This is a genomic window from Lancefieldella parvula (genome assembly GCF_963547875.1).
GTDB lineage: Bacteria > Actinomycetota > Coriobacteriia > Coriobacteriales > Atopobiaceae > Lancefieldella > Lancefieldella parvula_D.
This window is the reverse complement of sequence record NZ_CAUUSI010000007.1, coordinates 24,306-42,153: the sequence shown is the minus strand read 5'-3', so window position 1 is coordinate 42,153 and position 17,848 is coordinate 24,306. Positions and strand designations below refer to the sequence as shown.

The following is a 17,848-nucleotide window of genomic DNA, read 5'->3' as shown; positions in this document are numbered from 1 at the left end:
TTTCATTACAGAAGTGGCTCAAGCTCCCCTGCTGGAGCAGGATCAGACCACACAAACTGGTCGCCTTGGCCTTTTCCGTGAACTAAAGAATATGCCGAGAAACTCTTATAGCCCTTCTCGCCAAACTCAAGAAGCACGGCATCTTCGTAACCGCCCTCTTTGAGCACTTGAATGGCTCCCTCATACACAAGCGCATAGCGAACAGGTTCTTCGAGTCCCGCTTCTTTATCGCGCTTCTGTTTTGCCAGGTCAAGCACGCGTTTATGGGCGCCCTCAAGCAGCTCCTCTGGGCCGTCATCGAAGAACTCATAGCTTGCAACCGTGCCTGACGCGTCCTCAACTACAAGCAAAACGTTGAGTGATTGGCCATCTGCAAGCAGGTCAAACGCATCTCCAAGCAGCTCAGTTGAGAGCATATCAAGCTGGGGAGAAACTCCATCTTTGCGCTCGTTGTTTTCGGCCATGCCGCTCCTTAGCGTCGTTTTTGTAACTATTGTTCTCTATGATACATCGCACAAGAAAAGAGGTCGAAAGCAAAAAGCCTTCGACCTCTTAGGTTTGTCAGCTATCTGTCCAAAATTGGACAGCAAAGGCGTTATAACGGCAAAATACCGTGTCTGAAAGCACGAGCACTTACTCTGCCAGTGCCTCACGGATGCGCGTTGTAACTCCCTCAAGTCTGTAGCACTCAACATACTGACGAAGAGGACGTTTGATGTGGTCAACCACAAAGCGCTGTCCATCAATATTGAACTCAGCAAGGTTCTTGTACAGGTGCTCAGTTGCGGCTTTGACCTCGTCGTTATTGAATGCATAATGACCAGAAATATCAAGAATATCCAGCGACAGTTTGTGATCAGCAAGAATCTGCTCAACAGTCAGATTGACCTGGTCACCCACCATCCACTTACGCCAGCGCTCAGTCTCAATTGCCTTGACCAACAGGGTGTTTCTCAAGCCGGAAACCTCATCTGCCTTCAGGAGACCTTCTTTAACCAGAAGATCCTCTACATCGCAAAGCTTCAAATATGCGCGAGTCTCCTCTGTTCCGTACTGTGGAGCTACGTTTGAAGCGGTTACATTTGCAGGAGTGTGCTCAAGCAGCGTCACGTCATCAAGGTAGTCTGCATTGTGCTCCTTAAGACCAACGCCGTAGCTCTTGGCCATCTCAGCAAGGCTAATGGCAGCCTCAAAATCGTAGTGACCAACCTGCTCAGTAAGGCGCGTAAGTGTTCCTGTCTGTCCAACAATAAAGGTTGGCATAGGCAGTCCCTTGGCGGTCAGCTCACTCTTAAGCTGCTCAATGAAGGTGTGATACTTGTCGGTAGAGGTCAAGCCACCATTTGTTTCCTCGGTACCAACCTCATAGCCAATCTCAGGAAGACCGCGAGAAACACGTTCCTTCTCGCACCACTCAATCAAATCAACTGTACGGCGAAGAACCACATCAAGCGGAATAACCTTGCCAATCTCAAAAGGATCCTTAGTTGGGTCAATCATCAGCAGGTCAAAACCGTTAAGCATGTCGGCAAGATAAGACTTCTTGGCAAGCTCCATAGCCTCATCTTCTGGAAGGTGAGCGTTACGCTCCTCGTCGCGCTGCCAAGGACCACCGTGGTCGCGACAGAGGTAATACAGTCCGTCAAAGCCAACCTTCTGAGCTGCTTCAGCAATATCTTCCGAGAAACGCTTCTGATCCCAAGAATTTACGTATCCTCCACCAAGTTCATCAAGGTCTACCTGGTTTCTAGATGCAATAAACATCAGAGGAAAATCGCAATCTCTACCAAGTTCAAAAGCTGCCTGGAGCAGGTTGGGTGACATTGGTCCGATTCCTAACAGTGTGGCGGACCTTCCTGTGTCTTGAAGCTTAAGCAACCCTTCAACAGCCTTTTTGATTGGTAGCTTTTCCATAATTACCCCTTCCCAAGAGCGTTTCTTGGTAATAAGAAGGGCGTGGGGGTTGAATCCCTACGCCCCTCTCCTTTTAACTTCAATTTTTAAGGTCTAAAACCAAAAAGTACATGCGTTTCTCGCTCTGTATTACTTGTTGTCCTCAAGCTTTGGCTTGGTGAGAACAAGGATTGCAACGCCAACTGCAACGCCAATTGCCATATCAAGGGTGTAGAGGGCAATGTTGTTTGTAGCTGCAGCAACAATCATGCCACCGTGAGGAACAAAGCACTCAATACCGTGCCAAGCAGCAAGACCAGCACCAACTGCAGAACCAATCATGATTGCAGGAAGGGTGTGTGCAAGATCCTTAACAGCAAATGGAATTGCGCCCTCGGTAATACCAATGAGTCCCATGAAGACTGCGGAGATACCCATCTGCCTATCAGTGTCGTCAAACTTGCTGCGAGCAATAAGAGATGCAACACCGCAGACCAGTGGAGGAATAGCAACTGCAACACGGAATGCGCCGTTAGGACCATAAACACCTGCGGTCATAAGAGCCATGGTGAAGGTAGAAGCAGTCTTGTTAACTGGGCCACCCATATCAAATGCGGTCATAAGGCCAATTACAATGCCGAGTACAACTGCAGAGCCACCCTGAAGGCTTGAAAGCAGGCTGGTCAGCCAGTCCATGAAGGCGCCAAGTGGAGCTGCTAAAACATAGATGTAAAGCATGCCAAGAGCCAGCGAAGACAAGCTTGGGATGATCAGAATTGGCATGATGGTACGGATGGTGTTATTGACCTTCCAGCTCTTCATCCACTGGACAAGGTATCCAGCAGCAACGCCAAGGACCATTGCACCCAAGAAGCCGGTAGAAACCTGAACCTCACCTACAGGAACAGGATTGCTTGCCAGGTAACCAAGGACAAAACCAGGTGCCAGAGCAGGCTTTCCGCCCAAAGAATAGGCAATGTAAGCAGCAAGGACAGGAATCATCATCTTGATGCCAGCCATACCAATAAGGTTAAGGCTCTGCATCAAAGGATTGGTGACTTCGATACCGTCTTTTCCTGCAGTTCCCGTAGCAAGCGAGAATGCCAAGAAGACTCCGCCAACTACGACAATAGGAATAAAGTACGAAACACCAGTGTTAAACGCCTTTAGAAGGTCTTTACCGACCTTGCCCAAAACTGAGGGACTCTTTTCCTCTGCCATGGGTTTCTCCTCTCTTCTTCCTTGCGTTATCACTTATGCGCTTGCTACTCAGCCAGCGCAACTACCTGATCAATAACCTTTGCTGGATCTGCAATAGCCAGCGATGGGTCCAGCGTAAGAACACGACCTTCATCGCGTTTCTCGTCAAAACGCTCGTCGCCTTCGATGCCAATTGCAATGGCGAGAAGAACAACATCAGCAGCGTCAACTTCGTCCTGTTCAAGCTCGTTCTCAATGCCATAACCGCCTTGAGCCTCTACCTTGAATTCATAGCCGCGACGCTCACACTCTTTCTCAATGGCCTCTTTTGCCATCCAGGTGTGAGCAATTCCAACCGTGCAAGCGCATACAGCAACGACGTTCATGGTTATGTCCTCTCGCAAAGTAAGTTGTGAGCCCCTAAGCGGGGCGCACGAGCACGTCTTTTGACGACGTACGTTTCCAACTCATACTTTGCATTGTTTCAATCTTTTTTGAAAGAAGATTTCGGTAAACGTCTAATCTACCTTGTGTTATGATGAATTTTGTTAAACGTTTAACCAACGTAGAATCCAGCACACTCACTAACGTTGGTATTTTGCAAGTACATTGTAAGAATTTCGGTGAAATGAGTGCCAATGTCTAAGACCACTATCATTGACCTTGCAAAATTAGCAAATGTTTCCATTGCCACCGTTTCAAATTACCTTAATGGACACTTTGAAAAGATGTCTGAAGCAACTAAGCAACGTATCAAAAAAGCAATTGAAAATACGGGATATATTCCAAGTGCCCAGGCTCAAGCCATGGTCAAAAAGAGCTCTGGAATTATTGCTGTTCTCATATTGGACAACACTAATGCCTGGGCTGCCCAAATGACTAACGGTATTGAAGATGCAGCTCTTGAAGCTGGATATCAGACAATTATTTGTAATTCTCGCTTTGACCCCACGCTTGAAGCCGACTGGGTCGAGAAGATGCTCTCAATTGGGGCAGATGGACTGCTCATCCAGCCCACCAATCAATTTAAAGCGATAGACAGGCGCATTGCTAAAGTTGGAAAACCAGTTGTCTATTTTGACTGCGACCTCATCACCCTTAATACTTCCTGGATAAAAAGTAACCTCTACGACGGAGTTTATTCAGCCGCAACGCACTGCGTCGAGCGTGGGTACGAGAACTTTTTAATCATTGGTGGAGAGCCAAAAGGTCGAACCAGAATTGAACGAGAATCTGGCTTCACTGATGCTTTAGAGGCCTCAAGTAAACCTTATGAGCGTCTCACCATAGAGCAAAGCACGTTGTCTATCCCTGAAATCACGCAATGGCTTAACAACCACATTCTTCCGTCAAAGAAAACGCTGGTGTTTGTGCCAAATCAGTGGGCGCTCAAGAGTGTCTATAGCGCCTTGCATGCCTATGAAAAGGTCATTCCAGAGCAAGTTGGACTGTTAGGGTTCAATAACACTGATTGGACCGATTTACCTGCTAAAAGCATCTCAACTATTGTTGAACCCGTCTATGAAGAGGGATATGCCGCGTGCAAAATGCTCCTTAAAAGAATCAAAGACCCCTCGCTTGAGCCCGACCACAAACTGCTCACGTGCAAGCTTAATTGGCTCAAATCAACCATCTAACAAAAATGGCGAGAAGACCAACTGATCTTCTCGCCATACGTTACTGCTTTAACCAAAATACTTACAGAACGTGGACCTCATCTCTGGTGAAGTCAACAAAGGCGTGGTCACCAACGTTATAAATCTTGTGGGTACGAGGGTTGAAGTCCGTAATCTTAATGAGCGTGTCTCCAACCATAACGTGGTAGTTCTGGTAGTGGCCCATGAAGCGAGAAAGCACTACCTCGCAGGCAAGCGTTCCCTCATCAGCAAGGCGTGCGGACTCTGGACGAAGAACAATGCAGCACTCTTTGCCCTTATCCAGGTGAGAGCATCCGCTGGCCTCAAACTCATGGCCTTCAAAGCGGCAAAGTGCAGTCTCAGAATCAAGCTTGTCTGCAATGGTTGCATGTAGGAAGTTTGACTCACCAATAAAGTCTGCAACAAACTCGTCTGCTGGGTGATAGTAAACCGTCTGAGGATCGCCAACCTGATCCACAACACCCTTTTTCATAATGATGATGTTGTCTGAAAGCGCCATTGCCTCTGACTGGTCATGTGTGACGTAGATGGCGGTAATGCCGGCCTCCTGCTGGATACGACGAATCTCGTTACGCATGTCAACGCGCAGCTTAGCGTCAAGGTTTGAAAGAGGCTCGTCGAAGAGAAGAACGCTTGGCTCAATAACCAGAGCGCGTGCCAAAGCAACACGCTGCTGCTGACCGCCAGAAAGCTGGTTGGTCATACGCTCTTCCATGCCCTCAAGTCCAACAAGACCAAGGATATGAAGGACCTTCTCGCGAATTACTGCCTTGTCCATTTTGCGGAGCTTGAGGCCATAGGCAACATTGTCAAAGATGTTGTAGTGAGGAAGCAATGCATAGCTCTGGAACACCATAGCGGTATCGCGCTTGTTTGGAGTAAGCTCATCAATCTGCTCATCGCCAAGGAAAATCTTTCCCTCATCAGGGCTCTCAAAACCAGCAATCATGCGCAGAATAGTGGTCTTTCCGCAGCCAGAAGGGCCAAGCAGCGTTACAAACTCGCCAGGAGCAATAGTGATGTTAGCGTCTTGAACTGCGTAGAAGTCTTTTCCAGTCTTCTGATCCTGATAAATCTTGGAAATGTGCTCAAGGCGAACGCCTTTTTTCTCTGTAGCCATGTGTTACTCCTCCTTGAGTGCTCGGCTGGTGCCAAAGTGTTTGATGGCCCAATTCATAAGCAATACCGAGCCATAGGTAATAACAATCAGAATTGTTGCAAAAGCGCAGGCCATACCATATGAACCCTTACCAGCAAACTCATTAATCTGAACGGTAATAAGCAGGAATTCTGGCGTAACCAAGAGAATAACTGCAGAAATTGCGGTGATGGAGCGGACAAACGCCGTTACCAAGCCAGACAAGAACGAATCTTTAATCAGTGGCAGTGTAACGGTCATAAACACCGTAAAGCTGTCGGCGCCCATGTCGTATGCGGACTCTTCAATTGATTTATCAATCTGTCGAAGCGCCGAAATGCCCGAACGTGTTCCTGTAGGAAGCGAACGCACGACAAAGACAATAATCAGGATAAGTCCCGTGCCATACAGGCCCTGCAAAAATCCTGTGTGCATAACACCACTTGAGAAACCGCGAATATAACCAACACCCAAAACCGTACCAGGAACTGCCATGGCAAGCATGGATACAGCCTCGATAAAACCACGACCACGGAAGCGGCGCTTTACTACCAGATAAGAAATGATCATCGAAAGCAAAGCGGTAATTGGTGCCGCAATGAGCGAGAGCATAAACGAGTCGCTAAACGCCTGCAGACCGTGGTACTTGGTAAATACCTGTTCAAACCACTTTGTTGTTAATTCGTAGTTAGAGCCCCAGGAACGAACAAACGAACCATAAGGAACGCAGAGGTACATGCCAATAACAAAGAGTGCGACTAGTGCGCAAAGAATGGTAAGTGGGATGCGAACAGAATTGTCTGTAATAAGCATCCTAGCTCGCGTTGCTTTGCCCGAAAGTGTAGATGTACTCTTTGCTTCCAACACAAACTTCTGAACAACAAACATAAGCAGCGTAATGGAAAGAAGAACAACAGCCATTGCAGCTGCGCCTTGCTTGTCGTACGCACCTGTAATCTGCAGGTAGATAGTTGTTGCTAAGGTATCGTAGGAGCCACCAATAATCATTGGGTTAGCAAAGTCTGCAATTGACTCAATAAATGAGACGAGAAAAGCGTTGCCTAAACCAGGCAAAATAAGAGGAAGTGTAACGCTGGTAAATACTTTCCAGCGGCTTGCACCCATGTCACGTGCTGCCTCTTCAAGGGATGGGTCAATGTTTTTAAGCAGGCCCTTAAGCATCATGTAGCACACAGGGAAGAACGACATAGTCTGGACAATAAAAATGCCCCAGAAGCCATAGATGTTGTTGTCAAAAATTCCCAAAAGACCGCGAGTAATCAGGCCTTTCTTGCCAAACATCATAATCATGGAAAGCGAGAGAACAAATGGTGGAGAAACAACAGGAAGCATGGAAACAACGCGGAAAAGGCCTGTCATAAACTTTGTACGAAGCTTTACGTACACTTCAACATACGCAAAAAGAAGACCAATAAGCGCTGATAAAATGCCTACTGCAAATCCAACCCTAAGGGTGTTGGTAATTGCATGGCTAAAGGAAGGCATGGCCAAGACGCGAGTAAAGACATCAAAGGTAACTCCGTTATCGGAGACTACAGAGTCAACCATAAGAATGGCAAGAGGATACAGAATAAAAAGGGTTAAGAAGGCGATAAGAACGACAATGGTCGTTATCAAAATTGGATCGCCAAGGAGCTTTTTTCGCTCAAGTTGAGCGCTCTGGGATTTTGCCATGCTGGTCCTAACTCTGAAACACTAAACCTATACGCAAAGCTCTATGTGGAACTGGGTAGGCAGATCTCTGCCTACCCAGTATAATCTGCCACTCAGATCTTGAGCAACAGCATTGTTTAGTTGCTTATCCGCGTGGTGTTTACTCGGTCTTAAAGCGGCTGTCTCCGCCACCAAGTGCCTGCATAACGTCCTTGACATACTGCTCGGTGTTTTTCTTAGCATCTTCGAAGTTGTAGTCCATAACGTTATTTGGATCAAGACCGTACTCAGTTGCAATCTCAGGCTGCTTTGCGTCGTCAATTACCAGGAACTGGTAAGAGCCGTTCTTCTGAGCAAGATCGACGCAAGCTGGAGACAATGCATACTCAATCCAGAGCTTAGCTGCGTTTGGATGTGCAGCGCCCTTGAAGATTGCGGTTGCACCAACCTCGTATGATGCGCCAGAGCTTGGAATTTGAAGACCAACATTCTCATGCTCTTGGTCAACAATCTGATAAATACCATCGTGGAGCATACCAATTCCGATGGTGCACTCACCGGCTCCAATAGCCTTGGAAGGACCAGAGCCACTCTTGGTGTACTGAGCAATGTTCTTATCAAGGTCAACAAGATACTGAATACCCTGATCATGACCGTACTTCTGAATAACGGTGTTGATGATCAGCTTTGCAGTACCAGCGGTGTTGTAGTTAGAAGACCAGATAAGACCCTTATATTTAGGATCGATAAGATCCTTGTAGTCCTGAGGCACGTCGAGCTTAAGACGCTGTAGCTCTTCCTTATCGTACAGAATTCCCAAAATACCCTTATAAATTCCGTACCAGTCCTTATTTGTGCTCTTGAACTTATCGGAAATGAGGTGAGATGCATTCTTTGGTTCGTACTGCTCAAGAAGACCCTTTGAGGAGGTGACATTGTAAGGATCGGTTGTGCCACCAAACCAAACGTCTGCTGATGGATGGCCGTTCTCTTCCTCAATCTTTGCAGCAACCTCGCCAGTTGACAGGCGCTGTGCCTGAACATCAATGCCATACAGACTCTTAAAATTGGCGCAAACTGCGTTTAGATACTCTTCCTCACAAGAGCCGTAAACAATCAGCTTACCCTCTTCTTTTGCTGCCTTTACCAGCTCTTCTGGTGCTCCAACCGCGTCTGTAGAGTTGGTGTCAGATTCTTTCTTCTCACCAGCATCTGAATCAGACTTTTTACAGGCGGTGATACCCAAACCTGCTACAACTGCACTTACACCAAAAAAGTTACGACGCGTAAGATTTGACATAAGAACTCTTTTCTCTCCTTGTGGTTTTCCACAGTGCCAACGAAAAGAACATACTCCTGTGTAAATCCTACTCATGTTTGTTGTAAAAATATGTAACTATTCGATAAGTGGGTAAAAATAGCGGTCATCGGTATGTTTTATGGCGCAACCGCGTCTTTTGCGTCTTTTATGAGTGCTATTTTGAAAAATAACTAGCAAAAAGGCCAGGGACAAAATCCCTGGCCTTGAACATTTGGTGGAGAATAGGGGGATCGAACCCCTGACCTCAGGCTTGCAAAGCCCGCGCTCTCCCAGCTGAGCTAATTCCCCGTACTGACTTCTGGTTGGGCCCAGAAGGTTTTAATAATCACCCCAACGGCGACTCGGCTAACGTTGGGGTGACTATTGTCACATAAAGTGGTGGGCCTGACAAGGTTTGAACTTGTGACCTCCCGGTTATCAGCCGGACGCTCTGACCAACTGAGCTACAGGCCCAACGCAGGGAAAAATAATACCTCCATACTTCTCGTAGGTCAACACTTTTTTTGTTTTGTTTTAAAGTTTCTTGAAATTGGGTATGAAAGCAGAACAGAGAGTCGTAGACTATCTGCCCAAAGATTGATAAATAGCGTGCTATTTGGAGTATTTGTGTCACTAAAGCGCATGGACATACAGACGGTTGTTGTCGGAGGAGGACCAATCTCTTCCGTTATTGTCCTGCGTCTTCATGATCCTCGTGGCATTTCTTCTTTAAGTCTCCCCATCAAGATTGGCAACATTGAGGCATCTGCTATCAGCCTTGGCATAGATCAAGAGTCTACCCAGAGACCGCTCACGCATGACCTTCTTCGCTCCGTTCTTGATTCTCTGGACGCAGATATTAAAAGCGTGCGTATTGTTGGCGTCCACGGCACCACGTTCTTCTCGCAAATTGAGCTCATCTCCAAAGAGGGAGAGCATATTTATGTGGACGCTCGCCCATCCGACGCAATTGCGCTGGCAGTAAGAACAAACGCTCCCATCTTTGCAGACGAGAGCGTTCTGGAAATTGCTGCTGCTCCAGATTTTACTGATGTCGAGAAGGACGTTCAGGCCCAAGAGCTTGAGGAGTTCCGCCAGTTTATTGAGGATGTCTCTCCTGAGGATTTCTCATAAGTCCTGCTTTATGGCTTACTTTTAAATAACTGGCTTATCTTTTATATAAAAATCATTACCGTTAGCGTGCTGATTTTCTCGGTAAACGAAAAGAGCCCAGGAGAATTACCTCCTGAGCTCTTCAAATTACGTATAGCTGAAATGCTTATTCGTCATCATCCAGCAGTGAATCGTCCAGTACTTCCTCTTCATCTCCGAGGTCAACAGACTCTGCCTCATCAGCATCACGAGCGCCTGCTGCCATTAGATCAAGCATGCCTTGGTTTTCTGCATGCTTAGGAGCCTTCTTCTTGTTGGCAACCATACGAGCAACTGCAGAAACAACGTCAGTACCAGAGAGGTTCATAACCTTGACGCCCTGAGTGGAGCGGCCAAGCTTGGAGATATCGCCAGCCTTGACGCGGATTACAACGCCCTCCTCGGACATGATCATAATCTCGTGCTGAGGACCAACAACACGGCAGGCAACCAGGTTACCCTTCTTCTCCGTCATTGTGATGGTAAAGACGCCCTGGCCACCACGCTTGTGAACTGGATACTCAGAAATTGCCGTACGCTTTCCGTAGCCCTTCTCGGTAATAACAAAGAGGTCACCGTTGCCGTTGGTAATCTCCATGCCAAGCATAGTTGCATTGCCCTTGAGCGTGATACCACGAACGCCCGAGGTACCGCGGCCCATGCTTCTTGCCTCTGCCTCGTCAAACAGGATTGCTTTGCCGTCGGAGGAGCACAGAACAACCTTGTCACCTGGGTGGACACGACGGACGTTAACCAGCTCGTCGCCATCCTTAAGGTTGATTGCAATGAGGCCGTCCTTACGGGTACGGTCGTACTCAGACATTGCTGTCTTCTTGACCATTCCCTGCTTAGTAGCAAACATCAGGTAGTTGTCTTCTGGGAAGTCGCGGGTAGTAATGACTGCCTTGACCTTCTCGCCCTCTGCAAGTGTCTCGATGACATTGATGATGGCGCTGCCCTTTGTAGTTCTACTACCAACAGGAAGCTCGTGGACCTTGAGGCGATACACCTTACCAAGGTTGGTAAAGAACAGCACGTAGTCGTGGGTAGAAGCAACAAAGAGGTTCTCGACAAAATCGTTCTCTTTGAGAGAGACGCCCTGAACACCCTTGCCGCCGCGCTTCTGAGAGCGATAAATCTCAACAGGAACGCGCTTTACGTAACCTGCGTGAGTAACGGTAACAACCATATCCTCTTCGGCGATAAGATCCTCGACGTCCAGGTTCTGAATGTCCTGGTCGGAGATTTGCGTACGACGCTTGTCAGCGTAACGGTTGGAAATCTCACGAAGCTCATCAGCAATAACAGCCAGAATCTTTTCCTCATGAGCGAGAAGATCCTCGTAGTAGGCAATATCAAGTCTGAGCTGGGAAATCTCGTCGACAAGATCCTGACGAGCAAGACCGGTGAGGCGGCGCAGACGCATCTGAAGGATTGCCTCGCCCTGAATCTCATCCAGGCCAAAACGCTCGTTCATGCGCTTCTTTGCCTCAGCATCATCCTGCGAGCTGCGGATGATGTGGACAATCTCATCGATGTTATCAACTGCGGTCAGAAGGCCTTCCAAAATGTGGACACGCTTCTGTGCCTTGTCCAGGTCAAACTCAGTACGACGGCGTACAACATCAATCTGGTGATCAATGTAGTGACGAAGAATCTCACGAAGAGAAAGGGTACGAGGAACACCGTCAACCAAGGCCAGGTCAATGATGCCAAAGTTGGACTGAAGCTGAGTCTTCTTGTACAGGTTATTCAGAACAACCTGTGGAACAGCATCACGCTTGAGATCCAAGACGATGCGCATACCCTTACGATTTGACTCGTCGCGCATGTCGGAGATGCCTTCAATTTTCTTCTCGTTGACTGCCTGAGCAATCTTCTCCTGAAGAAGACCTTTGTTAACCTGGTAAGGAATCTCGGTAACAACAAGGCGCTGGCGACCGCTCTTGACCTGCTCAACGTGAACCTTTGCGCGGACCGTAATAGAACCGCGACCAGTCTCATAGGCATCCTTGATGCCCTGAGTGCCCATGATGATGCCGCCTGTTGGGAAGTCAGGACCAGGTAGAACGGTCATGAGCTCCTCAGTGGTAACGTCAGGGTTCTCAATCATCATGCAGACAGCGTTAGTAACCTCACCAAGGTTGTGAGGAGGAATGTTGGTGGCCATACCAACTGCAATACCTGAAGAACCGTTAACCAAAAGATTTGGGAAACGAGCAGGAAGAACAGCTGGCTCTGTCAGAGACTCATCATAGTTTGCCTGAAGATCAACGGTATTCTTGTTAAGCTCCGCCAGCATCTCCATAGCACTTCTGGTAAGACGTGCCTCGGTATAACGCATTGCTGCTGGTGGATCGCCGTCGATAGAGCCAAAGTTTCCGTGACCATCAATCAGAGGAAGTCTCATCGAGAAATCCTGAGACATACGGACCATGGAGTCATAAATAGCAAAGTCGCCGTGTGGGTGGTACTTACCCATGACTTCACCGACTGCCCATGCAGACTTCTTATGTGGACGGTTTGGCGTAATGCCTGCCTCGCTCATTGCGTACAGAATACGGCGGTGAACAGGCTTAAGGCCGTCTCGAACATCTGGAAGTGCACGAGCAACAATAACAGACATGGAATACTCGAGGAAGGAAGTCTTCATCTCTGAGGACAAATCGGTTGGCTTAAGCGTGCCACCGTGAATGTCTGAGAGGTCAAGACGAGTACCAGCCTCATCAGAGATAATGTGTGAAGTTTCTCCCGTTATTAAATTTTCCCCAGTCTCTGGGTCAAACTCGTCAGAGTCTTCTTCTACCTCATCATCTTCGTATTCTTCATCCATATCGTTTTGTGCATCAAGGTCTTGATCCTCGTCTGCACCAAAAAGATCATCGTTCATATTTTTATCGTCTGCCACAAGTTACCCTTTCATTTTCTGTCTAATGATTTAGCGAGAAACCATTAAATGTCCAGGAAGCGGACGTCTTTTGCGTGTGTTTGGATGAAGTCTTTACGCTTCTCAACCTGGTTGCCCATAAGGTCAGAGACTGCGCGATCAGCTGCAAGAGCATCATCGATGGTTACCTTAAGAAGAATGCGGTTCTTTGGCTCCATAGTGGTTGCCCAAAGCTGCTCTGGGTCCATCTCACCAAGACCCTTATAACGCTGAATGGTGAACTTAGTGTTGTCCTCAAACTTCTTTGTCTCTAGAGCAAGTTCTTCATCGGTATAGATGTATTTACCGTTCTTTTTACCCTTTGGCTTAATCTGATACAGAGGAGGCTGAGCAACGTAGATATAACCTGCGTCAATCATTGGCTTCATGTAACGATAGAAGAAGGTAAGCAGAAGAATTCTAATGTGAGAGCCGTCAACATCAGCATCGGTCATGATAACAATCTTGTGATAACGGGCCTTCTCAATATTAAATTCATCTCCAACACCAGTACCAATAGCGGTAATCAGCGAAGTAATGGTGTCAGAAGAAAGTGCACGGTGAGCCTGTACGCGCTCAACGTTCAAAATCTTTCCGCGAAGTGGAAGGACTGCCTGAATAGAACGATCACGTGCCATCTTTGCAGAACCACCTGCGGAGTCACCCTCGACGATGAAGAGCTCAGTCATCTCTGCATCGCGAACGGAGCAGTCTGCAAGCTTTCCAGGAAGAGCAGCTGACTCAAGAAGTCCCTTACGGCGTGTTGCTTCACGAGCTTTACGAGCAGCAAGACGGCCTTTTGCAGCTTGAGATGCTTTCTTGAGAATCTCTTTTGCCTGATTTGGATGCTCTTCCAGGTACTCTGAGAGACCCTGAGTAACAATCTTGTTGGTAAGAGTTCTCATGTAAGAACTACCAAGCTTTGCCTTTGTCTGTCCTTCAAACTGAGGATCTGGCAGCTTAACTGAAATAACAGCAGTTAAGCCCTCGCGAATATCGCCGCCCTCAAGCTTAGGGTCTTTCTCTTTAAGAATTCCCTGCCTAGTGCCGTAATCATTTACTACTTTAGTAAGAGCAGTACGGAAGCCCTCGAGGTGCATTCCGCCTTCCTCAGTGAAAATGTCGTTTGCAAAAGAAAGAGTTCTGTCACTGAAGTCAGTATTCCACTGAATAGCAACCTCTACCTCGCCCATCTGAGACATGGGAGCGTCAGGGTCTGACTTACCTTCAATATAGATAGGGCGAGAAAGTCCTGGTAAAACGGTTTTCTCGTCATTAAGGTACTTAACAAAATCAATGATGCCGCCCGCATACTGGAAATCAACCTGACGAGGAGTAAGTTCACGCTCATCAACAAGAGTAATTTTAAGGTTCTTGTTAAGGAATGCGGTTTCCTGGAGACGGTCACGAAGTGTGTCAAAGTTATATGTGGTGGTCTCAAAGATCATGTCATCTGGCCAGAAAGTAATGGTAGTACCGTTAGATTTTGAAGTACCAATTTCCTTCATCTTCTGAACGGTTTTACCGCGCTCAAAGACCATCTCGTAGATTTTTCCATCACGCTTAACCTGCGCAACAAGCTTCTTTGAAAGAGCATTTACAACAGAAACGCCAACGCCGTGAAGACCGCCGGAGACTTTATAAGCGTTGTTATCAAACTTACCACCTGCATGAAGGATAGTAAGAACAACCTCAAGAGTTGGGATCTTTTTCTGGGGATGAAGGTCTACAGGAATACCACGACCATTATCTTCAACAGAAATAGAGTTATCTGGATGAACGGTTACCTTAATTTTGGAGCAATAACCAGCCATTGCCTCATCGACTGAGTTATCTACGATCTCCCAAACAAGGTGATGCAGACCAGAAGCTGAAGTTGTACCAATATACATACCTGGACGCTTACGAACAGCCTCAAGGCCTTCAAGAATCTTAATCTCTGTACCGTCATACTTATTTTCTTTTGCCACGTAAGTCCTCTCTTCAATTGTGAGCGGAATGATATGACTATTTTACTATGAAATAGCCAAAATCAACTCGGCACAGAGAAATTTCATTGTTTGAACAGTAATATTTTATATCTGAGAGGCTCTGTAAACAGATTTAAGGACAGATTAGTGACAGATTAGACTAAAGACTCTTTTTTTGTCTAAAACTTGCTTCAATCGCTTTATAAGCCGTTGACTTAAGTGGCTCAGAAAGGTCAGAAACTAACTCAGAAATTTGTGATTTTTCTTCCGCGGTGAGTTCTGGAAGATCTTTTTTCTCTTCTTTTTGGCCCTGTGCTTGCTTTTCTGATGAGTCATCTTCTTTACCAGCATGTCTGTTGTATTTGTCCAGCTTAAATTCAAGGTCTGAGAACTCCAGACCTTGCTCTGAGAGCCTGGCTCTATAAATTTCTCTCTGTGCAAGAAAATCAATCATACACATACGATTATCTACATAGACTGTAAGTACAGGGTACTCTCTACCAGCAACTTCTCTAACAAATACGCCGGTTGTATGTTCTGTCTCTCTTTCACCATTTGCTTCAACCCACGCAAGATAGGCACGACGATTTTTTGACATGCTCTTAGAATCTCTGAAGGTTCCAAGCAGAGAACTCATTAAATCTTTTGCATTTTCATTGCCACCGCGCGCAGGTGTTTCTTGTTGATTATTCATCGCTAAACCTAACTATCTGCGCTTTTTCTAAAACCTCTTCAGAGAAATACCCAAGGTTTGTAGTGGTAATTACCGTTTGAATGTCATGGAATGCAAATTCCATGATGGCTTTTCTGCGGTCTTCATCAAGCTCGCTCATAACATCATCTAAAAGCAGCAAGGGTTTCTCGCCAAGTATTTCTTCTGAAAGGAGAACTTCTGCCATCTTAAGTGCTAAAACGACAGTTCTAATTTGACCTTGAGAACCAAAATTTCTAGCGTCTTTACCCTCAATTAAAAACTCAACGTCGTCTCGATGAGGTCCCTTTGTACTTTGCTGACGACGAATATCATCCGTGCGAGCTGCGCTTAATGCCTTCAAGAATTGATCAGTAATTTCTTCTCTAGAAGCTTCAAGAGATACCTCTCCAATTGAAGAAATATAGTTCATTTCTAGGTGTTCTCCACCAGAGAGTTCCCGGTAAATCTCACATGTCTTCTTTGCTAAGCGATCAAACAAATGGATTCGTGCATGAAGAAGCGTAGCCCCTCCTCTTGCAAGTGAAAGATCCCAAGCATCAAGCAAGTTTTCATCTGGCCAATCAGATTTAAGCAGCTTATTTCTTTGTTCAACTGTCTTGGTATATGCCGAGAAAACCTTGAAGTAGCTTTTATTTGCCTGGCGGCCAAAGTCATCAAATTCTTCTCGGCGATACGATGCGCCACCTTTAATCATTGAAAGGTCATCGGGATTAAAAAGTACCGACATCAGTGTTCCAGAAATGTCTGCAGCCTGACATTTCTTGCCATTCTTTGAAAATTGACGACGGCGTTCTGTAATGGTGCAGGTATTTTCTAGCTTTCTTCCATCTCCTGTAAGAGAAATCTCTATCTTTGCCTCAGAAGTACCTGTGAGAAGGAGCTGTGAAGGTGTTGGTTTTCTAAAAGAATATCCAGCAGTAAGGAGTTGTAATGCTTCAACAGTATTCGTCTTACCTGCAGCGTTCTTTCCTACAAAAATAGTAGTTTGTGCAGATAAATCTATCTCTTTCGAAGAAAAACAACGAAAGTTATACAGCGAAACATGTTCAACTTTAAGTCCCACACAACCCCTATCAAATTAGAGGCGAACAGGCATCAGAAGATACAAGTAGTTAACCTTGCCGTTTGATTTGAAAATAGCTGGCTGAGAAGGACCTTGTAGCTCAAGACGCAGAAGATCCTTAGAAGGAGCAGCATTTACACAATCAAAGACATAGTGATAATTCAAAGCAATTGAAAGGGAATCTCCCTCAATCTGAGCTTCAATATGCTCGGAAGACTCACCCTGATCTGGTGAGGATGCAGAGAGCTTAACTTCTTTACCGTCGGCGTCAACATCAAAACGAACTGAAGGATTTGCTAGTGCAATAACAGAGACGCGCTTCAGGGCTGCAGAAAAATCTTCAACGTTGATATCAACTGACGCAGTGCAAGACGTAGGAAGTAGCTGCTTATAGTCTGGGAAGTGACCTTCAATCTTACGAGAAATGTGAGTGGTATTTCCAAACTGGAAGACTACCTGGTTATCTGTAGTACCAATCAAAACCTTCTCAGTCATGCTACGCATGGAAAGAACGTCATGGAACACTTCACCAGAGATAATTGCAGTAAAAGACTCACCTGCTGGAGTATCTGTGTTGGAATCACAAACGGCAAGACGGAATGAGTCAGTAGCAACAAGACGAATAGTGTTGTCCTCAACAGTAAGAGAAATTCCCTGAAGAATAGGACGAGAAGCTTCCTTAGAAGTTATGCGATACACCTTATCAACCATAGTTGATAGAAGCTGGCTTGGGAGCTCACAAGTTTTCTCAAGATCAAACTCTGGGAATTGAGCCCAGTCGTGAGCAGAAAGAGTATTAAGTCTAAAAGAAGAACGCTGGCATGTTACAGAAAGCGTACGCTCTCCACCTTCAAAAGTAATTGCAGCGTCAGGAAGATTTTTAACAATGTTCTGGATAACCTTTCCAGAAACAACTGTTTCTCCTTCTTCTTCTACGTTTGCTGCAATTTGATGCTTAATAGAAATAGTTAAGTCGCTGGATTGTAGCTCAAGCATGCCATTGAATGCTTTAAGGTAAATGCCAGAGAGAATAGGAAGTGTTGTATTAGAACCAATGCCTTTAGAAACAATATCAAGTGCCGTCTGGAGAGCGGATTGACTTACGGTAAATTTCATGACGACCCTTTCTATTATTTCTTAGATAAGAATAAAAATATCG

Annotated in this window: 14 protein-coding genes and 2 tRNA genes; 2 read left to right on the top strand and 14 right to left on the bottom strand. The window is 46.2% G+C overall.

Annotated features, from left to right (window positions below):
• Window positions 1-5: 5 nt before the first annotated feature.
• From RWJ96_RS04110 to RWJ96_RS04095, 4 genes are all read right to left on the bottom strand, one after another.
• Window positions 6-464, bottom strand: coding sequence for a hypothetical protein (locus tag RWJ96_RS04110; RefSeq protein ID WP_314019098.1), 459 nt, complete (start codon window positions 462-464; stop codon window positions 6-8).
• A gap of 169 nt (window positions 465-633) precedes the next feature.
• Window positions 634-1,914, bottom strand: a complete 1,281-nt coding sequence (locus RWJ96_RS04105) for a class II D-tagatose-bisphosphate aldolase non-catalytic subunit (RefSeq protein WP_314019096.1) — start codon at window positions 1,912-1,914, stop codon at window positions 634-636.
• 129 nt (window positions 1,915-2,043) lie between these two features.
• On the bottom strand, window positions 2,044-3,114 hold the full coding sequence (locus RWJ96_RS04100) for a PTS fructose transporter subunit IIC (protein WP_314019094.1): 1,071 nt from the start codon (window positions 3,112-3,114) through the stop codon (window positions 2,044-2,046).
• A 44-nt stretch (window positions 3,115-3,158) separates the two neighbouring features.
• Window positions 3,159-3,479, bottom strand: coding sequence for a PTS fructose transporter subunit IIB (locus RWJ96_RS04095; protein ID WP_035427112.1), 321 nt, complete (start codon window positions 3,477-3,479; stop codon window positions 3,159-3,161).
• A 252-nt stretch (window positions 3,480-3,731) separates the two neighbouring features.
• On the opposite strand from RWJ96_RS04095, the gene RWJ96_RS04090 reads away from it, so the two are divergent.
• The gene (locus RWJ96_RS04090) at window positions 3,732-4,730 is read left to right on the top strand and encodes a LacI family DNA-binding transcriptional regulator (RefSeq protein ID WP_314019091.1); all 999 of its coding nucleotides are present in this window, start codon (window positions 3,732-3,734) and stop codon (window positions 4,728-4,730) included.
• A gap of 61 nt (window positions 4,731-4,791) precedes the next feature.
• On the opposite strand, the gene RWJ96_RS04085 is transcribed toward RWJ96_RS04090, so the two are convergent.
• From RWJ96_RS04085 to RWJ96_RS04065, 5 genes are all read right to left on the bottom strand, one after another.
• A complete protein-coding gene (locus RWJ96_RS04085) occupies window positions 4,792-5,871 on the bottom strand; it encodes an ABC transporter ATP-binding protein (protein ID WP_314019090.1) in 1,080 nt (359 codons plus the stop codon).
• Window positions 5,872-5,874: 3 nt separating this feature from the next.
• Complete coding sequence (locus RWJ96_RS04080; protein WP_314019088.1) at window positions 5,875-7,584, bottom strand: iron ABC transporter permease; 1,710 nt, start codon at window positions 7,582-7,584, stop codon at window positions 5,875-5,877.
• 139 nt (window positions 7,585-7,723) lie between these two features.
• A complete protein-coding gene (locus RWJ96_RS04075) occupies window positions 7,724-8,863 on the bottom strand; it encodes an ABC transporter substrate-binding protein (RefSeq protein WP_314019086.1) in 1,140 nt (379 codons plus the stop codon).
• 233 nt (window positions 8,864-9,096) lie between these two features.
• Window positions 9,097-9,172: transfer RNA gene (locus RWJ96_RS04070), tRNA-Ala, on the bottom strand.
• Window positions 9,173-9,260: 88 nt separating this feature from the next.
• Window positions 9,261-9,337 (bottom strand) — tRNA-Ile (locus RWJ96_RS04065).
• 153 nt (window positions 9,338-9,490) lie between these two features.
• Between RWJ96_RS04065 and RWJ96_RS04060 the strand changes: the two genes are divergently transcribed.
• Window positions 9,491-9,997, top strand: coding sequence for a bifunctional nuclease family protein (locus tag RWJ96_RS04060; RefSeq protein ID WP_314019085.1), 507 nt, complete (start codon window positions 9,491-9,493; stop codon window positions 9,995-9,997).
• Window positions 9,998-10,142: 145 nt separating this feature from the next.
• Here RWJ96_RS04060 and gyrA read toward each other — a convergent pair whose 3' ends face one another.
• The 5 genes from gyrA to dnaN all read right to left on the bottom strand — a co-directional run bounded on the left by gyrA (window position 10,143) and on the right by dnaN (window position 17,805).
• Window positions 10,143-12,905 (bottom strand): DNA gyrase subunit A, encoded by a 2,763-nt coding sequence (gyrA, locus tag RWJ96_RS04055; protein WP_314019127.1) that lies wholly within the window; start codon window positions 12,903-12,905, stop codon window positions 10,143-10,145.
• Window positions 12,906-12,967: 62 nt separating this feature from the next.
• Window positions 12,968-14,911, bottom strand: coding sequence for a DNA topoisomerase (ATP-hydrolyzing) subunit B (gyrB, locus tag RWJ96_RS04050; protein WP_313994662.1), 1,944 nt, complete (start codon window positions 14,909-14,911; stop codon window positions 12,968-12,970).
• A 160-nt stretch (window positions 14,912-15,071) separates the two neighbouring features.
• A complete protein-coding gene (locus RWJ96_RS04045; protein WP_314019084.1) occupies window positions 15,072-15,605 on the bottom strand; it encodes a hypothetical protein in 534 nt (177 codons plus the stop codon).
• Window positions 15,598-16,689: a DNA replication/repair protein RecF gene (gene recF, locus RWJ96_RS04040; protein WP_314019083.1), complete on the bottom strand. Its 1,092-nt coding sequence runs from the start codon at window positions 16,687-16,689 to the stop codon at window positions 15,598-15,600. The genes RWJ96_RS04045 and recF overlap by 8 nt, the downstream gene beginning before the upstream one ends.
• A gap of 15 nt (window positions 16,690-16,704) precedes the next feature.
• Window positions 16,705-17,805: a DNA polymerase III subunit beta gene (gene dnaN, locus RWJ96_RS04035; RefSeq protein WP_314019082.1), complete on the bottom strand. Its 1,101-nt coding sequence runs from the start codon at window positions 17,803-17,805 to the stop codon at window positions 16,705-16,707.
• Window positions 17,806-17,848: the final 43 nt, after the last annotated feature.